Here is a 24,913-nt window from a genome sequence, read left to right as displayed (position 1 = left end):
ATGCGTTGGGTCTGTATCGTATTCCCGCAATTGGCGCTGGACGGGGCGCAGCGTGTGCATCCCGAACCTGACCAGCCTCTGGCACTGCTGGCCGGCACGCCGCAGCGGCGTGTGCTGCAAACCGTCAACGCCGCCGCCCGTGCCCTGGGCTTGCGCCCTGGTCAATCGTTGACGGCAGCCCATGCCCTGGCCAAGGGCTTTGCCTGTGTGGAATACGACCCTCTGGAAATCGAGCGCTTGCAGCAGTTGCTTGCCGCCTGGGCCTACCGTTTCAGTTCCCAGGTCAGCCTGTATTACCCGCGCGCCTTGTTGTTCGAGATCGAATCGAGCCTGGGCCTGTTTGGGCCCTGGTCGCAATTCGAGGCGCGCTTGCGCAAGGAGTTGACCGACCTTGGCTTTCGTCACCGCATCGTCGCAGCGCCCAATCCGGCGGCGGCGCGGGTGTTGGCAAACCTTTACGATGGCCTGGCCGTGGCCGATGACAACGCCTTGATGCAGGCCCTGGCGCCACTGCCTGTCGACCGCGCCGGTCTTGACCCGCAGGCCGCCACCGCCTTGTCACGCATGGGCCTGCGCACCCTGGCCCAGGTGCAGGCATTGCCGCGGCATACCCTGGCGCGACGTTTTGACGCCAGCCTGCTCAAGCACCTCGACGCCCTGAGCGGGCAACGCCCCTTGGCCCTGGCGTTCTATCAGCCGCCGGACCAGTTCGAGGCGCGCATCGAGTTGAACTTCGATGTGCAATCCCACCAGGCCTTGCTGTTTCCATTGCGGCGCTTGACCGGCGACTTGTCGGCCTTCCTTTGCGGGCGCGACAGTGGCGTGCAGCGCTTTGACCTGCACCTGGAACATGCCCAGGCGCCCGACAGCGTGATCAAGGTGGGCTTGCTCAGTGCCGAGCGTGAGCCTTTGATGCTGTTCGAACTGGCCCGTGGCCGCCTGGAACAGGTCCAGGTCACCTCGCCGGTGCGCGGTTTGCGCCTGGTGGCCGAGGACTTGCCGGTGTTCGTGCCCCAGCGCCAGGACCTGTTCGACGACCGCCCGCAGCAAACCCTGCCGTGGGAACAATTGCGCGAACGCTTGCGTGCGCGCCTGGGGGATGAGGCGGTGCAGGGCCTGCGCTTTCACGCTGACCATCGTCCCGAATGCGCCTGGCAAGCCGCGACCGACAGCCGTCCATGCCCGAGCTTGAACAAGGTGCGGCGCCCCGGCTGGTTGCTGTCCGAACCGACGCTGCTGGCCGAGCAGGGCGTGCACATTCTGATGGGCCCGGAGCGCATCGAATCCGGCTGGTGGGATGGCGCCGATATCCGCCGCGACTATTACCTGATCCAGACCCGCGCCGGCCAGCAAGGCTGGGCCTACCGCAATGTGGGGTGCAGCGATGGACTGTGGCTGCAAGGCTGGTTTGCATGAGCTCGGTAGGAGCGAGTAGCGCATGAGTTACGCCGAACTGCATTGCCTGTCCAACTTCAGCTTCCAGCGCGGTGCCTCCAGTGCACTGGAGCTGTTCCAGCGGGCCAAACACCAGGGCTACAGCGCCCTGGCAATCACTGATGAATGCACCTTGTCGGGCATCGTACGGGCCTGGCAAGCAGCGAAAGCGGTGGATTTGCCGCTGATTATCGGCAGTGAAGTGCGCATCGAAAACGGCCCCAAACTGGTGCTGCTGGTGCAAGACCTCAACGGCTACCAGCATCTGTGCCGTCTGATCACCCTGGCCCGTCGCCGTGCTGAAAAAGGCCGTTACCGCCTGCTGCAGGAAGACTTCGAGCAACCATTGCCCGGCCTGTTGGCGCTGTGGGTGGCGCAGGACCATGACACCCAGGCCTCGATCCAATGGCTGTGCCGCACTTTCAACGGGCGCCTGTGGCTGGCAGTGCAGTTGCATTGCGGCCAGGACGATGGGCGCCACCTGGAGCAGCGCCTGGACCTGGCCGCCCGGTTGCAGATCCCGGCGGTGGCTTGCGGCGATGTGCACATGCATGCTCGTGGCCGCCGTGCCCTGCAAGACACCATGACCGCCATCCGCCATCACGTCGCGGTGGCCGACGCCGGTACCTTGTTGCATCCCAATGGCGAGCGGCACTTGCGCAGCCTCGATGCCCTGACCGCGCTGTACCCGCAAGCGCTGCTTGACGAAACCCTGGCGATTGCGCGGCGTTGTACCTTCGACCTCAGCCAGTTGCGCTATCACTACCCACGCGAACTGGTGCCGACAGGTCATGACGCCGCCTCCTGGTTGCGTGCGGTGACCGAAGAAGGAATTGCCCGACGCTGGCCCGAGGGCGTCGATGCCAAGACCTTGCAGCAGATCGACAAGGAACTGCTGCTGATCAGCGAGTTGGGCTACGAAAGTTATTTCCTCACGGTGCACGACATCGTGCGCTTCGCCCGCAGCCGCTCGATCCTGTGTCAGGGCCGTGGCTCGGCGGCCAATTCGGCGGTGTGTTTTGCCTTGGGTATTACCGAAATCAACCCGAGCTTGAGCGACTTGCTGTTCGAGCGCTTCCTTTCCAAAGAGCGCAATGAACCGCCGGACATCGACGTAGACTTCGAGCACGAGCGCCGCGAAGAAGTGCTGCAATACGTATTCCAGCGCTACGGCCGCAATCGTGCAGCGTTGACGGCGGTGGTCAGCAGCTACCACGCCGCCGGCGCAGTGCGCGATGTAGCCAAGGCCCTCGGGCTGCCACCAGACCAGATCAACGCGTTGGCCGACTGCTGCGGGCGCTGGAGTGATGACGCGCCACCTCTTGAACGCCTGCGTGAAAGCGGTTTCGATCCGGACAGCCCACTGCTGCGCCGCGTGCTGACGCTCACCCGGCAACTGATCGGCTTCCCCCGGCACCTGTCCCAGCACCCCGGCGGTTTCGTGATTTCCGAATACCCGCTGGACACCCTGGTACCAGTGGAAAATGCGGCCATGGCCGAGCGCACCATCATCCAGTGGGACAAGGATGACCTCGACGCCGTCGGCCTGCTCAAGGTGGATATCCTCGCCCTCGGTATGCTCAGCGCAATCCGCCGCTGTTTCGATTTGTTGCGTCGGCATCGCAACCTGGATTTGAGCCTGGCAGGCATCCCAAAGGAGGATCCGGCGACCTACGCCATGATCAGCAAGGCTGACACCATCGGCGTGTTCCAGATCGAATCGCGGGCGCAGATGTCGATGTTGCCCAGGCTCAAGCCGCAAACGTTCTATGACCTGGTGATCGAAGTCGCCATCGTGCGCCCTGGGCCGATTCAGGGCGGCATGGTGCATCCGTATTTGCGCCGCAGAAACAAAGAGGAAGCAGAAACCTATCCTTCACCCGAATTGGAGGCCGTGCTCAAACGCACCTTGGGTATCCCTTTATTCCAGGAACAAGTGATGCAGATCGCGATGGTCGCCGCCGACTACAGCCCTGGCGAGGCCGACCAGTTGCGCCGCTCCATGGCCGCCTGGAAACGTCACGGTGGCCTGGAGCCGCACCAGAAGCGGCTGCGCGACGGTATGCTGGGCAACGGCTACACCGAAGCCTTTGCCGCGCAGATTTTCGAGCAGATCAAAGGCTTTGGCAGCTATGGTTTCCCCGAGTCCCACGCGGCCAGTTTTGCCCTGTTGACCTACGCCAGTTGCTGGCTCAAATGCCATGAACCGGCGGCCTTTGCCTGCGCCCTGATCAATAGCTGGCCCATGGGTTTCTACAGCCCGGACCAGATTCTGCAGGACGCCCGGCGCCATCGCTTGCAGATTCGCCCGGTGGATGTGCAGGCCAGTGACTGGGATTGCAGCCTGGAGCCCATCGATGGCCAGCAACCGGCGATTCGTATGGGCTTGCGCATGATCTCGGGGTTTCGCGAGGACGACGGGCGGCGTATCGAAGCCGCACGCCACCGGCAACCGTTCAGCGACATCGCCGACCTGGACGCACGCGCCGGCCTGGATGCCCGGGCCCAGGCGCTGCTGGCGGATGCCGGTGCATTGCGCGCCCTGGCCGGCAACCGACACCAGGCGCGCTGGGACGTGGCCGGTGTGCACAAGCAGCTCGGCTTGTTTGCCGGCCAGCCAGGTCAGGATGAAACCGTGGTGGCATTACCCGCGCCCAGCGTAGGCGAGGACCTGCAAGCCGATTACGCCACGCTGGGCACCACCCTTGGGCCGCACCCCTTGGCCTTGTTGCGCGCCGAGCTGCGCAAGCGACGCTGCCGCAGTTCCCAAGAGTTGCTGGCGGTGGAGCATGGGCGCAATGTGAGCATCGCCGGGTTGGTGACCGGTCGCCAGCGCCCTGGTACGGCCAGTGGCGTGACCTTTGTCACCCTCGAAGATGAATTCGGCAACCTCAATGTAGTGGTCTGGCGCGACCTGGCCGAGCGCCAGCGCCGGGCGCTGGTGGGGTCGCGCCTGCTCAAGGTGGATGGGCGCTGGGAGGCGGTGGGCGAGGTGCGGCATTTGATCGCAGGGCGCCTGACCGATTTGACGCCGCTGTTGGATGGCATGGTGGTGCGCAGCCGGGATTTTCATTGAGTTCAGTGGTTTCTGCATTCCAGCGTACACAAGATGAAACCATCCACCGTCGGCGCGCTCCAAAACTTGCGATCGTCTTCTCCTGCGCACAGAGCCCAATGATGCAATTTTTATCCAACCCCCACGGCTGTGAAGGCTGGGCCGGCGAAATGGCTCAGCGGATACGCACCTTTGACTGGTCAACTACCGACCTTGGCCCTTTGGATCAGTGGTCCACAAGCCTGGCTTGCACCGTGCAAATGATGCTGGCCTCACCCGTGCCGATGGTGATGCTGTGGGGGCAGGCGGGGTACATGATCTACAACGACAGCTATTCGGCATTTGCCGGCGGGCGCCATCCTTACCTGTTGGGCACGCCGGTGGAACTGGGCTGGCCGGAAGTGGCCGAGTTCAATCGGCATGTGGTGGATACGTGCCTGGCGGGCGGTACCTTGTCGTTCAATAACAAGGAACTGGTGTTGTCGCGTCACGGCCGACCGGAAAGCGTGTGGCTGGACCTCTACTACAGCCCGGTGGCGGGTGACAACCAGCAGCCGGCCGGCGTGCTGGCGATTGTGGTGGAAACCACCGAGCTGGTGAAGTCCGAGCGGGTGCGCCAGGAGCTTACCCATAATCTGGAGCAACGCGTGGCCGCCGAGGTGCAGGCGCGCTCTGCCGCCGAAGACCAGTTGCGCCAGTCACAAAAGCTGGAAGCGATTGGCGGCCTGACCGGGGGCGTGGCCCATGACTTCAATAACCTGCTGCAAGTGATCGCCGGCAATCTGCATTTGCTTGCCCGGCATGAGCCGGACAATTGCCAGGTGCAACGTCGCGTGACCGCGGCCATCGCGGCAGTCGAGCGTGGGGCCAAGTTGTCATCGCAATTGCTGGCGTTTGCCCGTCGCCAACCGTTATCACCCGCGGTGTACAACCCGCAGCGCATTTATGCCGGCCTGGGCGAGTTGCTGCAACGGGCGCTGGGGGAAACCATCCATATCGACGTGCAATTGCCCCAGGACTCCTGGTGCATCAATGTCGACCGCAACCAGCTGGAAAACGCGTTGCTCAACCTGGCAATCAACGCCCGGGATGCCATGCAGGGCGAAGGGGTGATTCGGATCACCGGGGAAAACGTCATCCTCAACCCTGACGATTGCATCGGCAAAAGCATCAAGCCTGGCGAGTATGTGCGCCTGGCGGTGGCCGACACCGGTGTGGGCATGTCCCAGGCCACCCTCAAGCGCGCCTTCGAACCCTTCTTTACCACCAAACGCGAAGGCCACGGCACCGGTCTGGGGCTGAGCATGGTGTTTGGTTTTGTGCGCCAAAGCGGCGGGCATGTGGATATGTGGAGCGAGGAGGGCAAGGGCTCACTGGTGCAGATGTACTTCCCCCACAGCCTGGAGCCCGAGTGCCTCGACGACTACAGTGACGTGGACCCGCAAGGTGGCGGCCAGGAAACCATCCTGGTGGTCGAGGACAACGAAGGGGTGCGCCTGACGGTGGTCGAGTTGCTGCAGCAGTCGGGTTATACCGTATTGACCGCCGAAGACGGCGACCGCGCGATGCAGGTGTTGCAGCGCGGCGCAGCGCCGGACCTGATCTTCACCGACGTGGTGATGCCAGGCCGGGTCAAGAGCACTGACTTGGCCACTTGGGCGCGTACGCAGAACCCGCCAGTGGCGGTGCTGTTCACCTCCGGCCACACCCGCGACATCCTGTCCTCCAATCATTTGCTCGGCGCCGACATCCACTTGCTGAGCAAACCCTACAGCCCCGAGGCCCTGACTCAACGCGTGCGCAGGGTGCTCAGTGCAAGACAAGGTTGCCCATGACATCACAGCGCAACATCCCTGCGGTTACCGCCCAGCAACCGGGCTTTGTCAGGGTGCGCGGCGCCCGTGAACATAATCTGCGTAACGTCGATGTGGATATTCCACGCAATGCCCTGGTGGTGTTTACCGGGGTATCCGGCTCCGGCAAATCGTCCCTGGCGTTTTCCACCGTGTATGCCGAGGCGCAGCGTCGCTATTTCGAATCGGTGGCGCCCTATGCGCGACGCTTGATCGACCAGGTGGGCGTGCCGGATGTGGACAGCATCGAGGGCTTGCCGCCGGCGGTGGCCCTGCAACAGCAACGCGGCACGCCGAGTGCGCGCTCTTCGGTGGGCAGCGTCACCACGCTGTCGAGCTTGATCCGTATGCTGTATTCACGCGCCGGCAGCTACCCGCCGGGGCAGGCCATGCTGTATGCCGAGGACTTTTCCCCGAACCTGCCCAAGGGCGCGTGCCCGCAATGCCATGGCTTGGGCCGCGTGTATGAAGTGACCGAAGCGCTGATGGTGCCCGATCCGTCCTTGACCATCCGCCAGCGTGCGGTGGCGTCCTGGCCGCTGGCCTGGCAGGGCCAGAACCTGCGCGACATCCTTGTGACCCTGGGCTATGACGTCGACATCCCCTGGCGTGACCTGCCGAAAAAACAGCGCGACTGGATCCTGTTCACCGAAGAAACCCCCACCGTGCCGGTATACGCCGGCTTTACCCCGCAGCAGACCCGCGATGCGTTGAAACGCAAGCTCGAACCCAGCTACCAGGGCACTTTCAGCGGCGCACGGCGCTACATCCTGCACACCTTCGCCCATACCCAAAGCGCACTCATGAAAAAGCGTGTGTCGCAGTTCATGCAAGGCAGTGCCTGCCCGTTATGCCACGGCAAGCGCCTGACCCAGGCGGCACTGTCGGTGAAGTTTGCCGGGGTGGATATCGGAGAGTTGTCGCAACTGTCCCTGGCGCAATTGGCCCAATTGCTGCGGCCGGTGGCGGCGGGGCAGGACAAGATGAAATTGTCGGTGGAAAAGCGCCTGGCAGCCCAACGCATCGCCCAGGACTTGCTCGAGCGGGTGAACACCCTGATCGAGTTGGGCCTGGGCTATCTGTCGCTGGAACGCAGCACGCCGACCTTGTCCTCCGGAGAGTTGCAGCGTTTGCGCCTGGCCACCCAGTTGGGCTCACAGCTGTTCGGCGTCATCTATGTGCTGGACGAGCCCTCGGCGGGCCTGCATCCGGCGGATGGCGAAGCGTTGTTCAGTGCGCTTGAGCGCTTGAAGGCCGCGGGCAATTCATTGTTTGTAGTGGAGCACGACCTGGAAACCATGCGCCGCGCCGACTGGTTGATCGACGTGGGCCCGGCAGCCGGTGAACATGGCGGGCAGGTGCTGTACAGCGGGCCGCCTGCGGGGTTGGAGGCTATCGAGGCGTCGCAGACCCGTGAATACCTGTTTGCTCCACAGCGCCCGGCCAACGTGGAGCGGCGCGCGCCCACTGCCTGGCTGAAGCTCGAAGGCGTGACGCGCAATAACCTCGATGACCTGAAGGTGGACTTCCCGCTGGGCTGCTTTACCGCGGTAACCGGTATTTCCGGCTCGGGCAAATCCAGCCTGGTCAGCCAGGCGTTGCTGGAGCTGGTGGCCACGGGCCTTGGGCGCGTGCTGGAAAATGACGACGAGCCAAGCCTGGAAGACGCCGCACCGCAAGCCAGTGGCGGGCGCATCAGTGCCGGGCTGGAACACATTCGCCGCCTGGTGCAGGTGGACCAGAAACCTATCGGCCGCACGCCGCGCTCTAACCTGGCGACCTACACCGGGCTGTTCGACAACGTGCGCAAGCTGTTCGCCGCTACGCCGGCGGCCAAGAAACGCGCTTACGACGCCGGGCAGTTTTCGTTCAATGTCGCCAAGGGGCGGTGCCCGAACTGCGAGGGTGAAGGCTTTGTCAGCGTTGAGCTGCTGTTTATGCCCAGCGTGTACGCGCCGTGCCCCACTTGCCACGGTGCACGCTACAACCCCGAAACCCTGGCGATCAAATGGCAGGGTTTGAACATCGCCCAGGTGCTGGGGCTGACGGTTGAGCAGGCAGTGGAAGTGTTTGCCGAACAGCCAGGCGTACTGCGCTCGCTGCAGGTGCTGCGCGATATCGGCCTGGGCTATCTGCGCCTTGGCCAGCCGGCCACCGAACTGTCCGGCGGTGAAGCCCAGCGCATCAAGCTCGCCAGCGAACTGCAACGCAACGCCCGCGGCGCTACGTTGTATGTGCTCGACGAGCCGACCACCGGCTTGCACCCCAAGGATGTCGATCGCTTGCTCAGCCAGTTGAATCAACTGGTCGATGCGGGGCATACCGTGGTCGTGGTCGAGCATGAGATGCGCGTGGTGGCCCAGAGTGACTGGGTCATTGATATCGGGCCGGGGGCAGGGGACCTGGGCGGGAAGGTGGTGGCGTGTGGTACGCCGCACAAGGTTGCCAAAAGCAAGCACAGCCGAACCGCGCCTTATCTAACCCAGGCGCTGATCTAGCAGTTGTTGATGACCAAATGTGGGAGGGAGCAAGCCCCCTCCCGCATTAAGCCAAGCGCTAGTCAGTGAGGTTATGCTGGATCTGCTCCTTGGCCAGCTTCACCACATTCTCCACGGTAAACCCGAACTTCTCCTGCAACTTGGCCAATGGCGCCGACGCGCCAAAGCTGTTCATCACCACCTTGGCACCGGTTTGCCCGACATAGCGATCCCAACCCAGGGGCCCCGCCTGTTCCACCACCACCCGCGCTTTTATCGCAGGCGGCAAGACGCCGTCGCGGTAGGCTTGATCCTGGTCTTCAAACAACTCCCAACTCGGCATCGATACCACTTGCGCGGCCACGCCTTCGCCCTTGAGTTGCTCGTAGGCAGCCACCGCCAGGCTGACCTCACTGCCTGTCGCGATCAGAATGACTTCAGGCTTATCCGCAGAGGCCAATACATAGGCACCTTTGGCCGCACCGGAGGCGCACGCATACTGGGTGCGATCCAGGGTTGGCAGCGCCTGGCGCGACAGCACCATGCAGCTTGGCCGATGGGTTTGCGCCAGGGCCACCTTCCACAACTCCAGGGTTTCATTGGCGTCGCCCGGGCGCAGAGTCAGCAGCCCTGGCGTGGCGCGCAGTTGGGTCAGGTGTTCGATCGGTTGGTGCGTCGGCCCGTCTTCACCCACGCCGATGGAGTCATGGGTAAACACGAAAATCACCGGCAATTCCATGATCGCCGCCAGGCGGATCGGTGGCTTCATATAGTCGCTGAACACCAGGAAGGTCGAGGTGTACGGGCGCAGGTAGGACAGCGCCATACCATTGGCAATTGCGCCCATGGCGTGCTCGCGGATGCCGAAGTGCAGGTTTCGCCCGCTGTAGTCATCGGCGCTGAAGCGCCCGGCGCCGTCGAACGTCAGGTTGGTTTTGGTCGACGGCGACAGATCCGCCGAGCCGCCCAGCAACCAGGGGATCTGTTGGGCGAAGGCATTCAATACCTCGCCGCCGGAGGCCCGGCTGGCGACGCCCTTGGCATCGGCGGCGAAGCTGGGCAGGTGCGCCTGCCATTGCTCGGGCATTTCGCCGGCGCGCATCCGGTGCAGTTCATCGGCCCGTTGCGGGTCGAGGGATGCCAGGGTCTGGTTCCATTCGGCGAACAGCGGTTCGGCGCGTTCGTAGAGGGCATCGCGCAGTACCGTGCGGGCTTCGTCGGGCACCAGGAAGCTCGAATCCTGCGGCCAGCCATAGGCAGCCTTGGTCAGGCGAATCTCGTCTTCGCCCAGAGGCTCGCCGTGGGCGGCGGCGGTGTTGTGTTTGTGCGGCGAGCCATAGCCGATCACGCTGTCGACCACGATCAGGGTCGGCGCGCCGGTATTGGCCTTGAAGGTTTCCAGCGCCACGCTCAGCGCCTGCAAGTCATTGGCGTCGGTGACGTGCTGGGTGTGCCAGCCGTAGGCCTGGAAGCGCTTGATCACGTCTTCGCTGAAGGCCAGTTCAGTGTGGCCCTCGATGCTGATGGTGTTGTTGTCGTAGATCCAGCACAGGTTATCCAGCTTCAAGTGGCCGGCCATGGAGGCCGCTTCGCTGCTGATGCCTTCCATCATGTCGCCGTCACCGCACAGGGTGTAGACGTCGTAGTCGAACAGCACCTGGCCGTCGCGGTTGAAGCGTTCGGCCAGCCAACGCTGGGCCATGGCCATGCCCACGCTGTTGGCGCAGCCCTGGCCGAGCGGGCCGGTGGTGGTTTCCACGCCGGTGGTCATGCGGTATTCGGGGTGGCCTGGGGTCTTGGAACCCATCTGCCGGAACTGCTTGATATCGTCGAGGCTGATGGCCGGCTGGCCGGAGCGCTGGCCGTGGGCGTCAATCTCCACCACACCGGCCAGATGCAACAGCGAATACAGCAGCATCGACGCATGCCCCACTGACAACACAAAACGGTCACGGTTAGGCCAATCGGGATGTTCGGGGTGATAACGCAGGAAGCGACTCCACAACGTATAACCCACCGGCGCCAGGCCCATGGGCGTGCCCGGATGCCCCGAATTGGCCTTCTGTACAGCGTCCATGGCCAGGGTGCGAAGCGTGTTGATGCATTGAGTGTCGGCAGCAGTGGCAGCGTGATTCATGAAACCTGTCTCCCTCGGGTGGCGATCTACAGTGGAGGGCAGGGCACGGCAAAGGTTTGATCCCATCGCATGCTGCACGACGAACGGGACTGTATTGACCTCAAACATGACAAGACCCATTGGAATGGGCTAGCTTCAAGGGCGTAGACCATTGATCAATTTGTGGAGGTACGCCATGCCAGTGAAACACGACCTGTATCAGGACTTGGGTGTCAGCAAGGAAGACGTTCACAAGCGCAGGGCGGACGACAAACGGCTGGATTCGCTGCTCACTCAATATGACGATGCCGACGCGAATGTGCTGGAGGCGGAAAAAGCCAGTGCCAGCGATGAGAAAGTGGAAAACCTGAAGAAGAAACGGCTGCTGATCAAGGACGAAATCGCCGGGCGATTAGGCTAGGCGCAAAACGGCAATATTTGTTCAGATTTGTATGCGGGACATCGCAGGACTGTGTCTTTATGATGCGCCCCGTCCACCCGGCTCTGGGGACTGTTGCGGCGCAAGGATTGTGCCGCTGAGCCGGGGAGGACACCCTATTTCAGGCCAGCAGTGTGCCCAGACATTCATCAATGGAGCGCTGCTGCGTCTCGCCGTAAAGCTGCAACTCATCAATCGTCTTGCGCCCCAGCGCCTGTTCGAATTGCGCCTGGTTGGCGTTGGCCGCGTAATGACTCTGCGCCGCATCCCCCAGGTTTGACTGGAAAATCCCCGCCGCACTGACCGGCAGAAAATCCTCATACACCAATGGCTCCACCGCCACGTGATCGGCGTTGACCAGCGCTTGCAACGTTCGCGGCTGCTCGGGCTGGCCGCGTGCCGCCAGGCCCTTTGCGGTAACGAAGTAACGAAAGTACGCCAGGCCCTGCTCGCGCATCTGTGCGGGGGTATCCGGGAACGCCGTAAAGTGCCGTTCCATCAATTGCACATAACGTTCGGCGTTGGCCTCATTGGGGAACGCGCCGAGTTCATCGCGGGCGGCGTTCAGCAGTTGGTCGTACAGGGCGCGGCCTTTAGGCGTGAGCGCTACACCGCGTTGTTCGATTTCGCCAAAGCGTGCGCTGTGGCTGCCGTGGGCGTCGGTGAACGCGATAGGTTCGTCGAGCGCCTTGAAGCTGGTCTGGCGCAGCAGGATCGGGCAATGGCGCCGGGGTGGGCCTTCAATCACGGCTTTGGGCGTAATGCCTTTGCCGGGCATGGCGGCCTGTACCTGGTCGATGTCCAGGGTGCGTGGCGTGAGATGGTTGATATGCGGGCCCCTGAAGGCGACCACATCGGCGATCAGGCGGTGCTGGTTGCTCAGTTGCTCGTATTGCGCGCCTGTCACGGTGGCGGTGTTATGCCAGCGGAACGTCTCCAGCGCCTCGTCGATGAAAGCCTGGGCGTCGCGGGCATTCAAGCCGCCCTGTGTTTCGGCCTGTTCGATCAGCGCCATGGCGCCGGGGGTGAAGATCGAGCGCTTGGCCAGGGCACTTTCGGCGAAGGCGCGCAGCTCCAGGTTTTCGATCAGCTCCAAGCGCAGCAGCGAGGTGAACACCCGGAACGGGCTGGTTTGCAGCGCGTGCTCATGCACGGCGCGAAAGGCCGTGGAATGCACCGGCACACCGGCGGGGGTGAGGTCGTAGTAGCCCACCGGTTGCATGCCCATGACCGCGAACAGGCGGCTGATAGTCGCCAGTTCTGCGGCAGTGCCCAGGCGGATGGCGCCATGGCGCTCCATGTCCAGGCGCTGGATTTCTCCGGTACGCTGCAACTGCTGCACCAGCTCAGGTTGGCTGTCGAGTACGCGTGCATTGGTTTGGGCCACCAGTTCCAGCAGCGCGCCGTACAGAGGTACTTCATCGCGGTACATGTCGGACATGGCCTTGGAAAAGCCCTTGCGGATCTCATCGGGGCTGACATGTGCAGTGGTGTGCATAGAAAAATTCCTGATGGCTGTGGCGAGCAAAATGACCTTTTCCCGATTTTGTTGAGGCGCAGGCCGGCTTGCAAACGAAGATTCTTCTGGACTTCATTCTGCAAATGAATGAGATGCCAGAACAGGAGCAAAACCAGCCCTCCGGACCGTCAACGCCAGGTGCTTTGAGTCTTCATGTGCAACCGGGCCCCATTGGGTTCTACACTGCGCCTCACTGTGTAGGTGATGGAGGACCCAATGACGGCCGTACCCGCAAACCGCCTGCTTGACACGATTGAAGGCCAGCGCCTGGCGACGCAAGATGCCGAGCGTTGGCGTGAGTGGGGCCCGTACTTGAGCGAACGCCAGTGGGGCACCGTGCGCGAAGACTACAGCGCCGATGGCGACGCCTGGGCCTACTTCCCCCATGAACAGGCGCGAAGCCGCGCTTATCGCTGGGGCGAGGACGGCCTGGCCGGTTTCAGCGACAAGGCACAACGCTGGTGCCTGGGCCTGGCGCTGTGGAACGAACGGGATGCGATCCTCAAGGAGCGCCTGTTCGGCCTCAATAACGCCGAAGGCAACCACGGTGAAGACGTCAAGGAACTGTACTTTTTCGTCGATGGCGTACCGAGCCATGCCTACATGCGCATGCTCTACAAATACCCCCATGCCGCCTTTCCCTATGCCGACCTGATCGCTGAAAACGCTCGCCGCGGGCTGGGCGATACCGAGTATGAAATCCTTGATACCGGCGTATTTGAAGACAACCGTTACTGCGACATCAGCGTCGAATACGCCAAGCACCAGCCCGACGATATTTTCATGCGTGTCACCGTGCACAACCGCTCGGAGCAGCCGACACTTCTGCAGGTGCTGCCCCAGTTGTGGGCGCGCAATGACTGGAGCTGGACCTTTGATGCGCCCAAACCCAGGTTGACGCTGGACGGCGACCGCGTGCTCGCCCGTCATCATGAGATGGACGATCGCCAGCTCACCGCCTGGGGCCAGGATGGGTGGCAATGGTTGTTCTGCGAAAACGAGAGCAACTTCGCCAAACTGGGCGGGCAGCCGACGTCCGGGCCGTTCAAGGATGGCATCAACGATTACGTGGTGGAGGGTGATCAAGGGGCCATTCGCGGTGACGCGGGCACCAAGGTGGCGGCGCGATTCAGTCTTGAATTAGCGGGCCTGGAAAGCAAAAGCCTCTATCTGCGCTTTGCCCCTCTGGACGCCCCCGAGGTCAACGCACGCAAGTTGTTCGAACAGCGCCGCCGCGAGGCCGATGACTTCTACGCAGCCCTGCAACAGGGTATCGCCGATGACGATGCGCGCAATGTGCAGCGCCAGGCCCTGGCCGGCTTGCTGTGGTCCAAGCAGTTGTACTATTTCGACGTCAACCAGTGGCTCGACGGTGATCCGGCCCAGCCTGCGCCGCCGCCCGAGCGTTTGCATATCCGTAATACCCATTGGCGCCACCTGTCCAACTTCGACATCCTGTCCATGCCCGATACCTGGGAATACCCGTGGTACGCCTCCTGGGACCAAGGCTTCCAGGCGGTGGCCATGGCGCTGATCGATCCCGGCTACGCCAAGCAACAGCTGCTGTTGCTGGTTAAAGACCGTTTCATGCACCCCAACGGCCAATTGCCCGCCTACGAATGGCGCTTCGACGATGCCAACCCGCCAGTGCATGCCTGGGCCAGCTGGCGCGTGTATCAGCAAGACAAGGCGCTGACCGGCGTGGGCGATATGGACTTTCTGGAGCGGATCTTCCACAAGCTGCTGCTGAATTTTTCCTGGTGGGTCAACCGCAAGGACGCTGAAGGCCGCAACCTGTTCCAGGGTGGTTTTCTGGGCCTGGACAATATCGCCTTGTTCGACCGCTCGGCCACGCTGCCGCCGGGTTACCAGTTGGACCAGGCCGATGGCACTGCCTGGGTCGCGGCCTATGCCCTGGACCTGATGCGCATCGGGCTGGAGCTGGCCAAGCGCAACGCCGTGTACGTGGACATTGCGGTAAAGTTTTTCGAGCACTTCCTATATATCGCCGGCGCCATCAACCGCGTCGATGACAGTGCCGAAGGCTTGTGGGATGAGCAGGACCTGTTCTTCTACGACGTACTGCACCGTCCCGACGGCCAGAGCGAACCGGTGCGTTTGCGGTCTATCGTCGGCCTGATGCCGCTGTTCGCTGTGCTGGTGCTGGAGCAGCGCGAACATGAAGGCTTGGAAGGCCTGCGCGAGCGTCTGCTGGGGTTTATGCATCACCGGCCCGACCTGGCCAAACTGGTCTCGCGCTGGAACGAACCGGGGCAGGGGAATCGCTTGTTGTTGGCGTTGCTGCGTGGCGAGCGTACCAAGGATTTGCTGCGCCGCATGTTGGATGACCAGGAGTTCTTGTCGACCTTCGGTGTGCGCGCCTTGTCCAAGACCTTTGCAGAGCAACCCCTGGTGCTGAAGATGAATGGCGACACCCTGTGCGCCAGTTACCAGCCCGGCGAATCCGACTCTCGCCTGTACGGCGGCAACTCCAATTGGCGCGGGCCGCTGTGGATGCCGGTGAACTACATGCTGATCGAATCGCTGCGCGAATTTCACCGTTACTACGCAGATAACTTCTCAGTGGAATACCCCACAGGCAGCGGCTATCTGGCATCGCTGGAAGACGTGGCCGACAGCCTCAGCCAGCGCCTGACCGGATTATTCCTGCGCGATGAAAATGGCCTGCGGCCATCCATGGCAGGGTATGCGCAGCTGGAGGCGGACCCGGCCAGCCGCGATCTGGTGTTGTTTCATGAATACTTTCATGGCGAGACAGGGCGAGGGTTGGGGGCGTCGCACCAGACGGGGTGGAGCGCCCTGGTCGCCTTGCTGCTGCAGCCAAAGGTCTAGCACCCATGGCGCGCATAGGCATCGGTAGCTACACCCCTTTGGCGCCGCGCCGCGTGCGCTCGATCTCTTCAAGCAAGCCATCTATGCCTGCCAGGCGTGCGCGGTTGTCATGTTCCCAGGGGTGAAACCCCGGTTTGAAATAATGCAGCCACGGCCTGAGCATCCGCGGGAACACGCCCTTGGGGCCGTACAAGTATTTGACCATGCGCCACAGCCCCTTCAGCGTGCCGCCCGAGGTGCGGTCGGCAATCAGCAGCCGCACGTGGAAGTCCAGCACCACTAGCCAGAACATGACGGTGGTGGTCAGCATGGTGCCGGTGCGCAGCAGGTAGCGTGCGGGGCCAGGTTTGATCACCTGGTTCCATACATCGAAGGCTACGGCTTTATGTTCGGTTTCTTCCAAGGCGTGCCAATACCACATCTGCTGGTAACCCTTGAGTGAATCACCAAAGCGCGAGGGGTCGCTCAACAGGATTTCCGCCAGCATCGCAGTGTAGTGCTCAAGGGCGATGGTCACCGCCAGGTTGAACGACGGCGGCAGGTGTTTCTTCTGCAAGTCGAGGAAGAACTTCAGGCGTCGGTCGAGGGTGTGCGCCGGCAAGCCCGCCGCTTGCAGCAGGTCGTTATAGGCCACATGTTCGCGGCTGTGCATGGCCTCCTGGCCTATGAAACCCTGGATTTCCTTTTTCAGTTCGGGATCGTCGATCTGCCCGCGGTAGTGGCGCACGCTGTCCATGAAAAACAGCTCGCCCTGGGGAAACAGCAACGACAGGGCGTTGAAGAAGTGGCTGATCACCGGCCCTTGTTCATGCCAGTCTTTGATGCGCTCGGCAGGCAAGGCAAAACGGATATCGCGACGGATCGGCAACATGCTGCGTCCTCCTGTTCAGAGATGGGACTGGTCGTTGGTTTCAAAGACCTGTGTGCGCGGCTTGGGCGCCATGCGTTTGCTGGCAAACACCACCAGTGCCTGATAGGCCGAAGGCAGGCAACGGGCGAGCAGGTCGAGAAAATAGGCGTCGCGGCCGATCAGCACACGGCGCTTGTTTTTGCGTACACCTAGCAGGATCACTTTGGCGGCCTGGTCGGCGTCGGTAATGAACAGCTTTTCGAAATCGGCGCGGGCCTGTTGTTCGCTGTGGATGAGGAAACCGGTCATGTTCGCGTCGATACGGCTGCTGCGGCAGATATCGGTACGAATACCACCGGGGTGCACACAGGTGGCCGATACGCCGCAGCGTTGCAGGTCGAGTTCCTGGCGCAGAGCCTCGGTGAAGCCGCGCACAGCAAACTTGGTGGCGTTGTAACCGCTCATGCCGGGTTGGGCGAACAGGCCGAACACGCTGGAAGTATTGACTATGTGGCCTTCGCCGCTGGCCTTGAGATACGGCAGGAACGCCTTGGTGCCATGCACCACGCCCCAGAAGTTGATGCCGACGATCCATTCCAGGTCGGCGTAGTCCACGCCTTCGACGGTACTCGACAGCGCCACCCCGGCATTGTTGAACACCAGGTTGACCTGGCCATGTTCCGCGGCACAGCGTGCAGCCCAATCCTGCATGGCTTGGCGGTCAGAGACGTCCAGCACCTGCGTGGTAACGGTCACGGGCGACAAGGTCGATGTGCGGATCAGCTCCAGGGTCTGTTCCAACCCCTGGCTGTTCTTGTCGGCCAAGGCCAGGTGGCAGCCTTCGCGTGCCAAGGCTAAAGCCAATGCGCGGCCCATGCCGGAGGCTGCACCGGTGATCGCCGCAACGCGGCCATTGAATGACTTCATGACAGGCTGCCTTCTGTTGCGGAGTGAGGGGCTGGTACGGGACGTGGCAGAGCGGGCGCCGGCAACGGGCTGGCGACGTAGTCCTTGAGCGCAAAGTGACGGGTGAGCTGTTTGAAACGCCAGGTAGAACCGGGCCACAGCGTGGTGTTCTTGCCGGTGCGTGGGTCCAGGTACCAGCTCTGGCAGCCGCCGGTGTTCCAGATGGTGCGCTTGAGCTTGTCCTGCAACTGGTGGTTGTAGGCGTGTTCTACGGCGGGTTTGACCTCGACCGTGGCAATGCGCTGGAGCCGCATATGTTTCAAGGCATCGAGGATGTAGGTGACCTGAGCTTCGATCATCAGGATCATCGAGTTATGCCCCAGGCCGGTGTTGGGTCCGACGATCAGAAACAGGTTGGGATAGCCCGGCACGGTGGTGCCTTTGAAGGCATGGGCGCCGTCGCTCCAGGCGTCCATCAGGTCGATGCCGTCGCGGCCGATGATGCAGTCTCGCGGCAAGGGGTCGCTGGCCTGGAAGCCGGTGCCGAAGATCAGGCAGTCAGCGGGATGCTTGATCCCGTCGGCGGTGATCACACCATCAGCTTCGATGCGCAGCACCCTGTCGGTGACCACCTCGACATTACTGCGCGACAGCGCCGGGTAGTAGTCATTGGAGATCAGCACGCGCTTGCAGCCGATGGTGTAGTCCGGCGTCAGCGTCTTGCGCAGGGAAGGGCGGGCCACTTGTTTGCGCAGATGCCGCAGGGCGATTTTCTGCACCATCTTCATCAGGCGTGGGTGCAAGGCAAAACCCACCACCCGGCCTTCCAGTGCCCAATAAAACGCGCCGCGCACCAGCTTTTGGGTGAACGGCAAGTGTTTGAACAGCCAGCGTTCAAGCGTTGAAATCGGCCGGTCCGGTTTGGGCATGATCCAGGGCGGCGTGCGCTGGAACAGGTCCAGGTGCGCCACCTGTGGCGCGATCTGCGGCACGAACTGGATGGCACTGGCGCCGGTGCCGATCACGGCCACGCGCTTGCCTTTCAACGAGTAGTCATGGTCCCACTGCTGGGAGTGAAAACGCTTGCCCTTGAAGCTGTCCAGCCCCGGGATATCCGGCAGTGCCGGGCGAGACAGCCCGCCCATGCCCGAGACCAGCACCCGTGCGCTGACTTGGCGGCCATTGCTGAAGCTCAGGTGCCAGCGCTGCTGTTGCTCATCAAACACCGCACGTTGCAGGGCCATGCCAAAACGCAGATAGGGCGCCAGCTCAAAACGTGTGGCGCAGTGTTCCAGATAGACGCGGATCTCAGGTTGTGTCGCGAACTGTCGCGACCAGTTCGGGTTAGGCGCAAAGGAAAATGAATACACATGGGACTGCACGTCACAGGCGCAACCCGGGTAGTGGTTATCGCGCCAGGTACCACCGAGGGTCTCGGCCTGTTCGGCGATGAAGAAGTCGGTGAGCCCGGCCTCCTTGAGCTTGATCGCCATACACAGGCCAGCGAATCCCGAGCCAATGATGGCAATGTCAATTGAATCACTGTGGGCAGTCATGGGCGTGCCTCATAGATAGAAAGCGGGTGGGCATCGGATGTGCTCCTCTTTTTGTTTTGTCTTTTAGATAGAACACCATTGCAAAGGAAAATTGAATTAATTATTTTAAAAAAGATTTTAAATAATCTACCTGAAAATTTCGCCTACGCTAGGACCTTGTTCCGCATGTGCGATTTGTCCGACGGACGAGCGTGGTATGCAGGGCGCCCAGGTCCAAGGGGTGGACGATGGCTGAGGCCCTGACCAATTCCGGTCGGGTCGCCAGCAGCAGGGAAGCAGAGGACCGAGCTATGGCTGTGGAATGGGTTGTCGCTGCGGGTGTGCTGGCCGGCGCCAGCGTGGCGTTATGGGGCTTGAGTGCCTGGATGACGCGGCGCATTGAAGCGCGGGTTCCGATCAACGGGCGTTTCGTCGAGGTGGATGGCGAGCGCTTTCATTATGTCGAAGAGGGCAAGGGCCCGCCGCTGGTGATGATCCACGGGCTGATGGGCAGCAGCCGTAACCTCACGTATGCCTTGTCCGGTCAGTTGCGAGAGCATTTTCGCGTGATCACCCTTGACCGGCCGGGGTCAGGCTATTCCAGCCGACACCGCGGCACGGCCGCAGACTTACCGGGCCAGGCCCGACAAATCGCGGCCTTTATCAACACGCTCGACCTGGGCAAGCCGTTGGTGCTGGGCCATTCCCTGGGTGGCGCGGTTGCTCTGGCGCTGGCCCTCGACCATCCCCATGCGGTATCCGGGTTGGTACTGGTAGCGCCTTTGACTCACCCGCAACGCATGTTGCCGCTGGTGTTCCTGTCATTATCGGTGCGCCCGGCCTGGCTGCGACGCTGGATGGCCCACACCCTGACGATGCCCGTTGGCCTGCTGAGTAAAAATGCAGTGGTCAAAGGCGTCTTCGGCCCCGATGCCGCACCGCCGGACTTCGCCACCCGGGGCGGCGGGCTGCTGGGCATGCGTCCAGACAACTTCTATGCCGCGTCCACCGAAATCAACCGGGTCAACGACCACCTGCCCGACATGGTCAAGCGCTACCCGCAACTGACCTTGCCCATCGGGCTGATCTATGGCACCCGCGACAAGGTGCTCGACTTTCAGAAACACGGCCAGGCCCTGGCGAGCAAGGTGCCAGGGCTGAAAATGCAAGTGGTCGAAGGCTGTGGGCATATGTTGCCGATCACCGCGACAGAGCGAGTGGTGGCGCTGGTGGAGCAGGTCGCCAAGCGCGTCAGGCCCGGGGCAGGCATCCGGCTGTTGCACCCTCCCAAGGCCCTGGCGAGTAGATAAGGGTGCACCCGACTCGCGGTTCAAAGGCGTTGATGCCTGTCCTAGACACCTGACCGGACGGCTGAAAAAGAGACTGCCCGGTCACGGTAAAAAGGGCGGGAGAAACTAGTTGACGACCTAACGATTCCGCGCTATTTATTTAAAAAAATTATTTCAATGTGTAATTTGAAATTATTTTTGAAATGCCTAAGAGCGAATAAAATAATGAAAAAAACGCCTTTTATCGCATGGTTGATTTCTCGGGGCAGTCAGCGCTCCGTAAACCTGTTGGCTGCCCCGATGCACACCGAATGTGTACGGAGGTTGCCATGAATCAGACCCTGGCCGCCCCGCACGTCTGGACCGACGCAAAGCGCCACCTGTGGTGGCTCGGCATCATGCCACTGGCAACCCCCTTGCTCTCCGGCGCCCTGGCGATCGGCACCGGCGTACAGCAATTGTGGTGGGTGGGTGTGCTGGTGATCTTCGGCTTGATCCCCCTGATCGACGGCCTGCTCGGCGAAGATGTCAGCAACCCGCCTGAATCTGCCGTCAGCAACCTTGAATCCCAACGTTACTATCGCTGGATCGTCTACACCGGCGTGCTGTTTGTGATCTCTTCAGTGATTATCACCGGTTGGCTGGCCGCCGGTGGCATCGACTGGATCATCAATGGCGGCCTGTTGAACGCTACGGCCACACTTGAGCCGTCGAGCTGGCTGGCCAAGGCTGCTGCATTCGTCACCGCACGCACTGAACTGCATGGCCACATCAGCGTGTTCACTTACCTGGGTATGGCAATGTCCACCGGCGCTGCCACGGGCATCGCGATCAACACCGCCCATGAACTGGGGCACAAACCCAAGCCCCTGGAAGTGTTCCTGGCCAAGGTCACCCTGGCGCCGACGTTCTACGGGCACTTCTACACCGAACATAACCGCGGCCATCACGTTCGGGTCGCCACCCCGGAAGATGCCGCCAGTTCGCGGCTGGGGGAAAGTTTTTGGGCATTCCTGCCGCGTTCGGTGTGGTTCAGCGCCGTGTCGGCCTGGAACCTGGAGCGCGAACGCCTGCGCAAACTCGGTTTGCCGGCCTTGCACTGGAAGAACGCCGTGCTCAGTGCCTGGATGTACAGCGTGGTGTTGTGGGGCGCGATGATTGCCTGGTTGGGCGCGGCGGTGATTCCGTTCCTGATCATCCAGGGCATCTACGGGTTCTCGTTGCTGGAAGTGGTGAACTACGTCGAGCATTACGGCCTCAAGCGCCAGAAGTTGCCCAATGGCCGTTACGAACGCTGCTCGCCGCGCCATTCATGGAACAGTAACCGGATTGTCACCAATATCTTCCTGTTCCAACTTCAGCGGCATTCCGATCACCATGCCAACCCCACGCGCAGTTATCAGTCGTTGCGCCACTTCGATGAGTCACCGCAACTTCCGTATGGTTACGCGAGCATGATTGTCTGGGCCTATGTGCCTTACCTGTGGCGACGTCGTATGGACCATCGGGTACTCAATCATTATGCCGGGGATATCACCCTGACCAATCTTCAACCGTCACAGCGTTTGAAGTATCTGGAGAAGTACAGCAACAGCGCCAAGCCGTTTTGAGATGAAGTAAGCAGTACGGGCGTACTCGGGATCTGTGTATCGCGCAGGTCCTTGTCGCCCCCAGTATCAGGTGCAAGAACGTGGTTTGACCCTACAAAAATAATTTCAAGGGAAGGACGTACACCATGCAAAGTTCTGCCAAGTTCACCGCCCATATCCTGCTGGCAGCGATGGGCCTGATTGTTTATCACCAGGCCCAGGCTGCCCGTATCGAACCTGCTGGCAGTGCCTTCACGGCTCAAGGGCCCATCAGCTTTTCCAAAGGCAAGCTGATCAGCGCCGACTGCACGATCAAGGTGGCCGGCAAGGTCGCGGCCGATGGCTCATCGGTGAATGTCGATAAAGTCGAGTTTGACGGTGGCCTCAAATGCAGCCGTGTCGAAGCGATCAATTTGCCCTGGGTGCTGGTCGCCAAAGATACAAAGAGTGGCTCGATGTCCAGGATCAGCGTCGATGTGCACGCCTTTGGCCTGGGCGGCAAGTGCGGCCCTTCAACCGCCGACGGTACTTGGGATAACGCCACCGGCAAGTTGGAAGCCGCCAATGTTGCTATTGGCGAAGACTGCAAGATCAACACGGTATCCATCAAGATGCCGCCCAACTTCAAAGTGGTCGAATAAACCGTTCCAACTGTTGCAGCGGTAAATGCATTGAAATTTGGCTGGAAAGGGAAGTTCTGCAGTTTCACCGTGACCTCTCGATCATGGCCATTACCCCTGGCGAAATGAATCGCCATAACATGTGAGGAAAAACAATGAAAAGCTTGAAAACTCTCGTGTCGTTGACTGCCCTGGCTGTTTGCATGGGTGCTGCTTCGATGGCCAATGCGGCTTCAATCAGCCCGGAAGGCCCTTTCACCACGACCGCAGGCTCCATCGTGGTGCAGTCACCGTCGTCGTTCGGGGGATCTGTGACCTGTGGCATTACCTTCAGCGGCAATGTCAGCGGCGGCGTTGCAACTATCAACAATGCCTCGCTGACCGGCGGTGGCCTGTGTGCATTGCCCACCTTGAAAAGCATCCCGTCGCCAGGCTGGAAGCTGACGGCCTTGTCGGGCACTACCGGCCAAGTAGAGAACGTTGGTTACACCATTAAAAAGACCATCGTAATCCCAGGTACCGACTGCGGTCCATCCACTATCAGCGTGGCCTGGAATGCTGCGACTCACACGCTTACGGCTGCCAACCAGGCTCTGAGCGGTGGCTGCAACGTGGTCTCGCTGACCACCACTGCTGCTGGCCTGACCGTCAATCCATAACGGCTGCTTGTTGCTGGATAAAGGGTTGATCACCCGCTGAAAGGCCGGTACCTCGCCAGAGGTGCCGGCTGACGTGGAAAGCCGGCCATGCCGGGAGCGCATAATAATAAGGAGTGCCGCATGATCAGTAAGAAACAACAGGCTCAAACACTGCTGGGGCTGGCAATATTGGGAGGCTTGATGACGACTGCGCCCGCGCAGGCGGGTGGTTTCTCCACGCCGACTTATGGTGCTCCAGGCTGGGGCCGGGCATTCGGCGGCGGCTCTCTGTTCAAGAATGATCCAAGTTCTGCCTACAACAACCCGGCGGCCATGGCGTTCGTCGACCAGTCCGTGGTTCAACAGACCGTTGACTATGCCCGGGTCAAAATCAAATACAGCGGCCAAGCCTATGATTACACCGGTAACCCGGTCAGTAATACGGCAGTAATGCCTGATGGCAGCTTTGACCCCAGCACTGCAACACTCAATAACAACGATGGCGGCCAGGGTGGTTTCACCGCCTGGTTGCCTACCGGCTTCCTCGTTATTCCAATCGGTGACCGCTTTGCATTCGGCCTCAGTCAGGTCGTGCCGCAAGGTATGCGCACCACCTGGAATGAAAACTCCAAGTTTCGCGACTTCGCCGTGGACACCAAAATCGAGACCGTCGGTCTGACGGGCTCCTTATCCTTCAAGGTGCGTGACGACTTCTCCATCGGGGGGGGCCTTATCGTTCAGCGCAGTCAAGGCTTCGTCAGCCAGAATGTTGACCTGTTTTCGGCCGCGTCAGTCTCACCAGGCTTGGGTAACGGGGCATTTCCGGCGGGCGTCGGCACCGCGCTGATGCGGGTGAAGGTCGATAACATCTCCACTGGCTGGTTTACCGGTGTTGTCTGGAAGCCGACTGATCGAGACTCGCTGGGCCTTAACTATCACGCCAAAATCAAAAACAAGCTGACAGGTAAATACAGCGTCCGGGCTGATGCCTTGAACAATGGCCTGATGACTGACGATACGATCTTCGGTAACGGCAAGACGCTGGTCGAAACGGCTTATCCGGGCCTGACGCTGTACCCCGGTGGCGCCCATGCCAGTACTCAGTTGGATATTCCAGCCACCGCGGCGCTCGACTGGGTGCACCAGTTCAACGACCGCTGGACCTTGGGTGTCAGCGCCATGTGGACCCAGTGGTCGTCCTTCAAGGACCTCACGCTCAAGTCTCAGGGTTCGACTATCGTCGCCATTCCCTATAACTACAAAGATGCGTGGATGTACTCGGTGGGGGGAGATTTCAAGGCAACGGACGAGCTGACCTTGCGCGCTGGTGTGGCCTATGACCAAACGCCAACCCGCAATTCGACGCGCGATCCGCGTATTCCTGACGGTGACCGTTATTTTCTCTCTGTGGGTGCGGGCTACGATATCAAAGCCGTTCCTGGCTTGACTCTGGACGCCGCGTACTCGCATCAATTTGTCGAGAAGGTCAACATCAAGACCCAGAACGTAGACCGACTGGGCGGTGGCAGGCTTGACGGCAAGGCCGAGTCCTCAGGCGATATTGTCAGCCTGTCAGCCACGTACAAGTTCTGAGCCCATCCTGACAGCGAGTACCAGAGTATCTGGTGCTCGCTGCTCAACGATTTTGATAACTGTTTTGAGGCCTTCGTTCGGCCTCAAATTATTGCGCTCAATGACTAAATAAAAATTTCAAAACAAAATTTGAATTTGGTCTTTCAA

16 protein-coding genes are annotated in these 24,913 nt (G+C 61.2%); 11 read left to right on the top strand and 5 right to left on the bottom strand.

Translation table 11 applies throughout. The annotated features are described in order from the left end of the window. The 4 genes from E4P00_RS11095 (at position 1) to uvrA (ending at position 8,840) form a co-directional block, all read left to right on the top strand. Positions 1 to 1,416 carry a DNA polymerase Y family protein gene (locus tag E4P00_RS11095; RefSeq protein WP_032880794.1) on the top strand — a complete coding sequence of 472 codons (1,416 nt, stop codon included), beginning with the start codon at positions 1 to 3 and terminating at the stop codon, positions 1,414 to 1,416. Between the two features lie 22 nt (positions 1,417 to 1,438). Beyond that, positions 1,439 to 4,510 (top strand): error-prone DNA polymerase, encoded by a 3,072-nt coding sequence (locus E4P00_RS11090; RefSeq protein WP_223018841.1) that lies wholly within the window; start codon positions 1,439 to 1,441, stop codon positions 4,508 to 4,510. 101 nt (positions 4,511 to 4,611) lie between these two features. Next, positions 4,612 to 6,324, top strand: coding sequence for an ATP-binding protein (locus E4P00_RS11085; RefSeq protein WP_103734968.1), 1,713 nt, complete (start codon positions 4,612 to 4,614; stop codon positions 6,322 to 6,324). After that, positions 6,321 to 8,840 (top strand): excinuclease ABC subunit UvrA, encoded by a 2,520-nt coding sequence (gene uvrA, locus E4P00_RS11080; RefSeq protein ID WP_248131452.1) that lies wholly within the window; start codon positions 6,321 to 6,323, stop codon positions 8,838 to 8,840. Before E4P00_RS11085 ends, uvrA begins: the two co-directional genes overlap by 4 nt. 58 nt (positions 8,841 to 8,898) lie before the next feature. Here the strand turns inward: uvrA and tkt are convergent, their stop codons facing one another. Next, a complete protein-coding gene (tkt, locus tag E4P00_RS11075) occupies positions 8,899 to 10,956 on the bottom strand; it encodes a transketolase (protein ID WP_248131450.1) in 2,058 nt (685 codons plus the stop codon). A 175-nt stretch (positions 10,957 to 11,131) separates the two neighbouring features. On the opposite strand from tkt, the gene E4P00_RS11070 reads away from it, so the two are divergent. Next, a complete protein-coding gene (locus E4P00_RS11070) occupies positions 11,132 to 11,356 on the top strand; it encodes a DUF465 domain-containing protein (protein WP_216091255.1) in 225 nt (74 codons plus the stop codon). 139 nt (positions 11,357 to 11,495) lie between these two features. Here the strand turns inward: E4P00_RS11070 and E4P00_RS11065 are convergent, their stop codons facing one another. Further along, positions 11,496 to 12,872 (bottom strand): VOC family protein, encoded by a 1,377-nt coding sequence (locus E4P00_RS11065; protein ID WP_248131447.1) that lies wholly within the window; start codon positions 12,870 to 12,872, stop codon positions 11,496 to 11,498. 237 nt (positions 12,873 to 13,109) lie between these two features. Between E4P00_RS11065 and E4P00_RS11060 the strand changes: the two genes are divergently transcribed. Next, positions 13,110 to 15,746 carry a glucosidase gene (locus tag E4P00_RS11060; protein ID WP_248131445.1) on the top strand — a complete coding sequence of 879 codons (2,637 nt, stop codon included), beginning with the start codon at positions 13,110 to 13,112 and terminating at the stop codon, positions 15,744 to 15,746. Positions 15,747 to 15,774: 28 nt separating this feature from the next. Here the strand turns inward: E4P00_RS11060 and E4P00_RS11055 are convergent, their stop codons facing one another. From E4P00_RS11055 to E4P00_RS11045, 3 genes are read right to left on the bottom strand one after another with little or no spacing between them, the layout of a single operon-like run. Next, entirely contained in the window at positions 15,775 to 16,617 is an 843-nt protein-coding gene (locus E4P00_RS11055; RefSeq protein ID WP_005787814.1) for a metal-dependent hydrolase, read from the bottom strand. A 15-nt stretch (positions 16,618 to 16,632) separates the two neighbouring features. Next, on the bottom strand, positions 16,633 to 17,523 hold the full coding sequence (locus E4P00_RS11050; protein ID WP_005787815.1) for an SDR family NAD(P)-dependent oxidoreductase: 891 nt from the start codon (positions 17,521 to 17,523) through the stop codon (positions 16,633 to 16,635). After that, entirely contained in the window at positions 17,520 to 19,058 is a 1,539-nt protein-coding gene (locus E4P00_RS11045) for an NAD(P)/FAD-dependent oxidoreductase (RefSeq protein WP_248131443.1), read from the bottom strand. The genes E4P00_RS11050 and E4P00_RS11045 overlap by 4 nt, the downstream gene beginning before the upstream one ends. A gap of 290 nt (positions 19,059 to 19,348) precedes the next feature. On the opposite strand from E4P00_RS11045, the gene E4P00_RS11040 reads away from it, so the two are divergent. The 5 genes from E4P00_RS11040 to E4P00_RS11020 all read left to right on the top strand — a co-directional run bounded on the left by E4P00_RS11040 (position 19,349) and on the right by E4P00_RS11020 (position 24,766). After that, positions 19,349 to 20,347 carry an alpha/beta hydrolase gene (locus E4P00_RS11040; protein WP_078821282.1) on the top strand — a complete coding sequence of 333 codons (999 nt, stop codon included), beginning with the start codon at positions 19,349 to 19,351 and terminating at the stop codon, positions 20,345 to 20,347. 308 nt (positions 20,348 to 20,655) lie between these two features. Further along, complete coding sequence (locus E4P00_RS11035; protein WP_248131441.1) at positions 20,656 to 21,936, top strand: alkane 1-monooxygenase; 1,281 nt, start codon at positions 20,656 to 20,658, stop codon at positions 21,934 to 21,936. Positions 21,937 to 22,061: 125 nt separating this feature from the next. Further along, on the top strand, positions 22,062 to 22,556 hold the full coding sequence (praA, locus tag E4P00_RS11030) for an alkane oxidation protein activator PraA (RefSeq protein WP_078821199.1): 495 nt from the start codon (positions 22,062 to 22,064) through the stop codon (positions 22,554 to 22,556). A gap of 134 nt (positions 22,557 to 22,690) precedes the next feature. Next, positions 22,691 to 23,194, top strand: coding sequence for an alkane oxidation protein activator PraB (praB, locus tag E4P00_RS11025; RefSeq protein WP_228308462.1), 504 nt, complete (start codon positions 22,691 to 22,693; stop codon positions 23,192 to 23,194). A 120-nt stretch (positions 23,195 to 23,314) separates the two neighbouring features. Beyond that, on the top strand, positions 23,315 to 24,766 hold the full coding sequence (locus E4P00_RS11020; protein ID WP_248131439.1) for an outer membrane protein transport protein: 1,452 nt from the start codon (positions 23,315 to 23,317) through the stop codon (positions 24,764 to 24,766). The last annotated feature ends 147 nt before the right edge of the window (positions 24,767 to 24,913 follow it).

This window comes from Pseudomonas sp. B329, assembly GCF_023127835.1.
In the GTDB taxonomy this organism is placed as follows: Bacteria; Pseudomonadota; Gammaproteobacteria; order Pseudomonadales; family Pseudomonadaceae; genus Aquipseudomonas; species Aquipseudomonas synxantha_A.
Note: the sequence above shows the minus strand (reverse complement) of the source record. Positions and strands in the feature narration are given on the sequence as shown.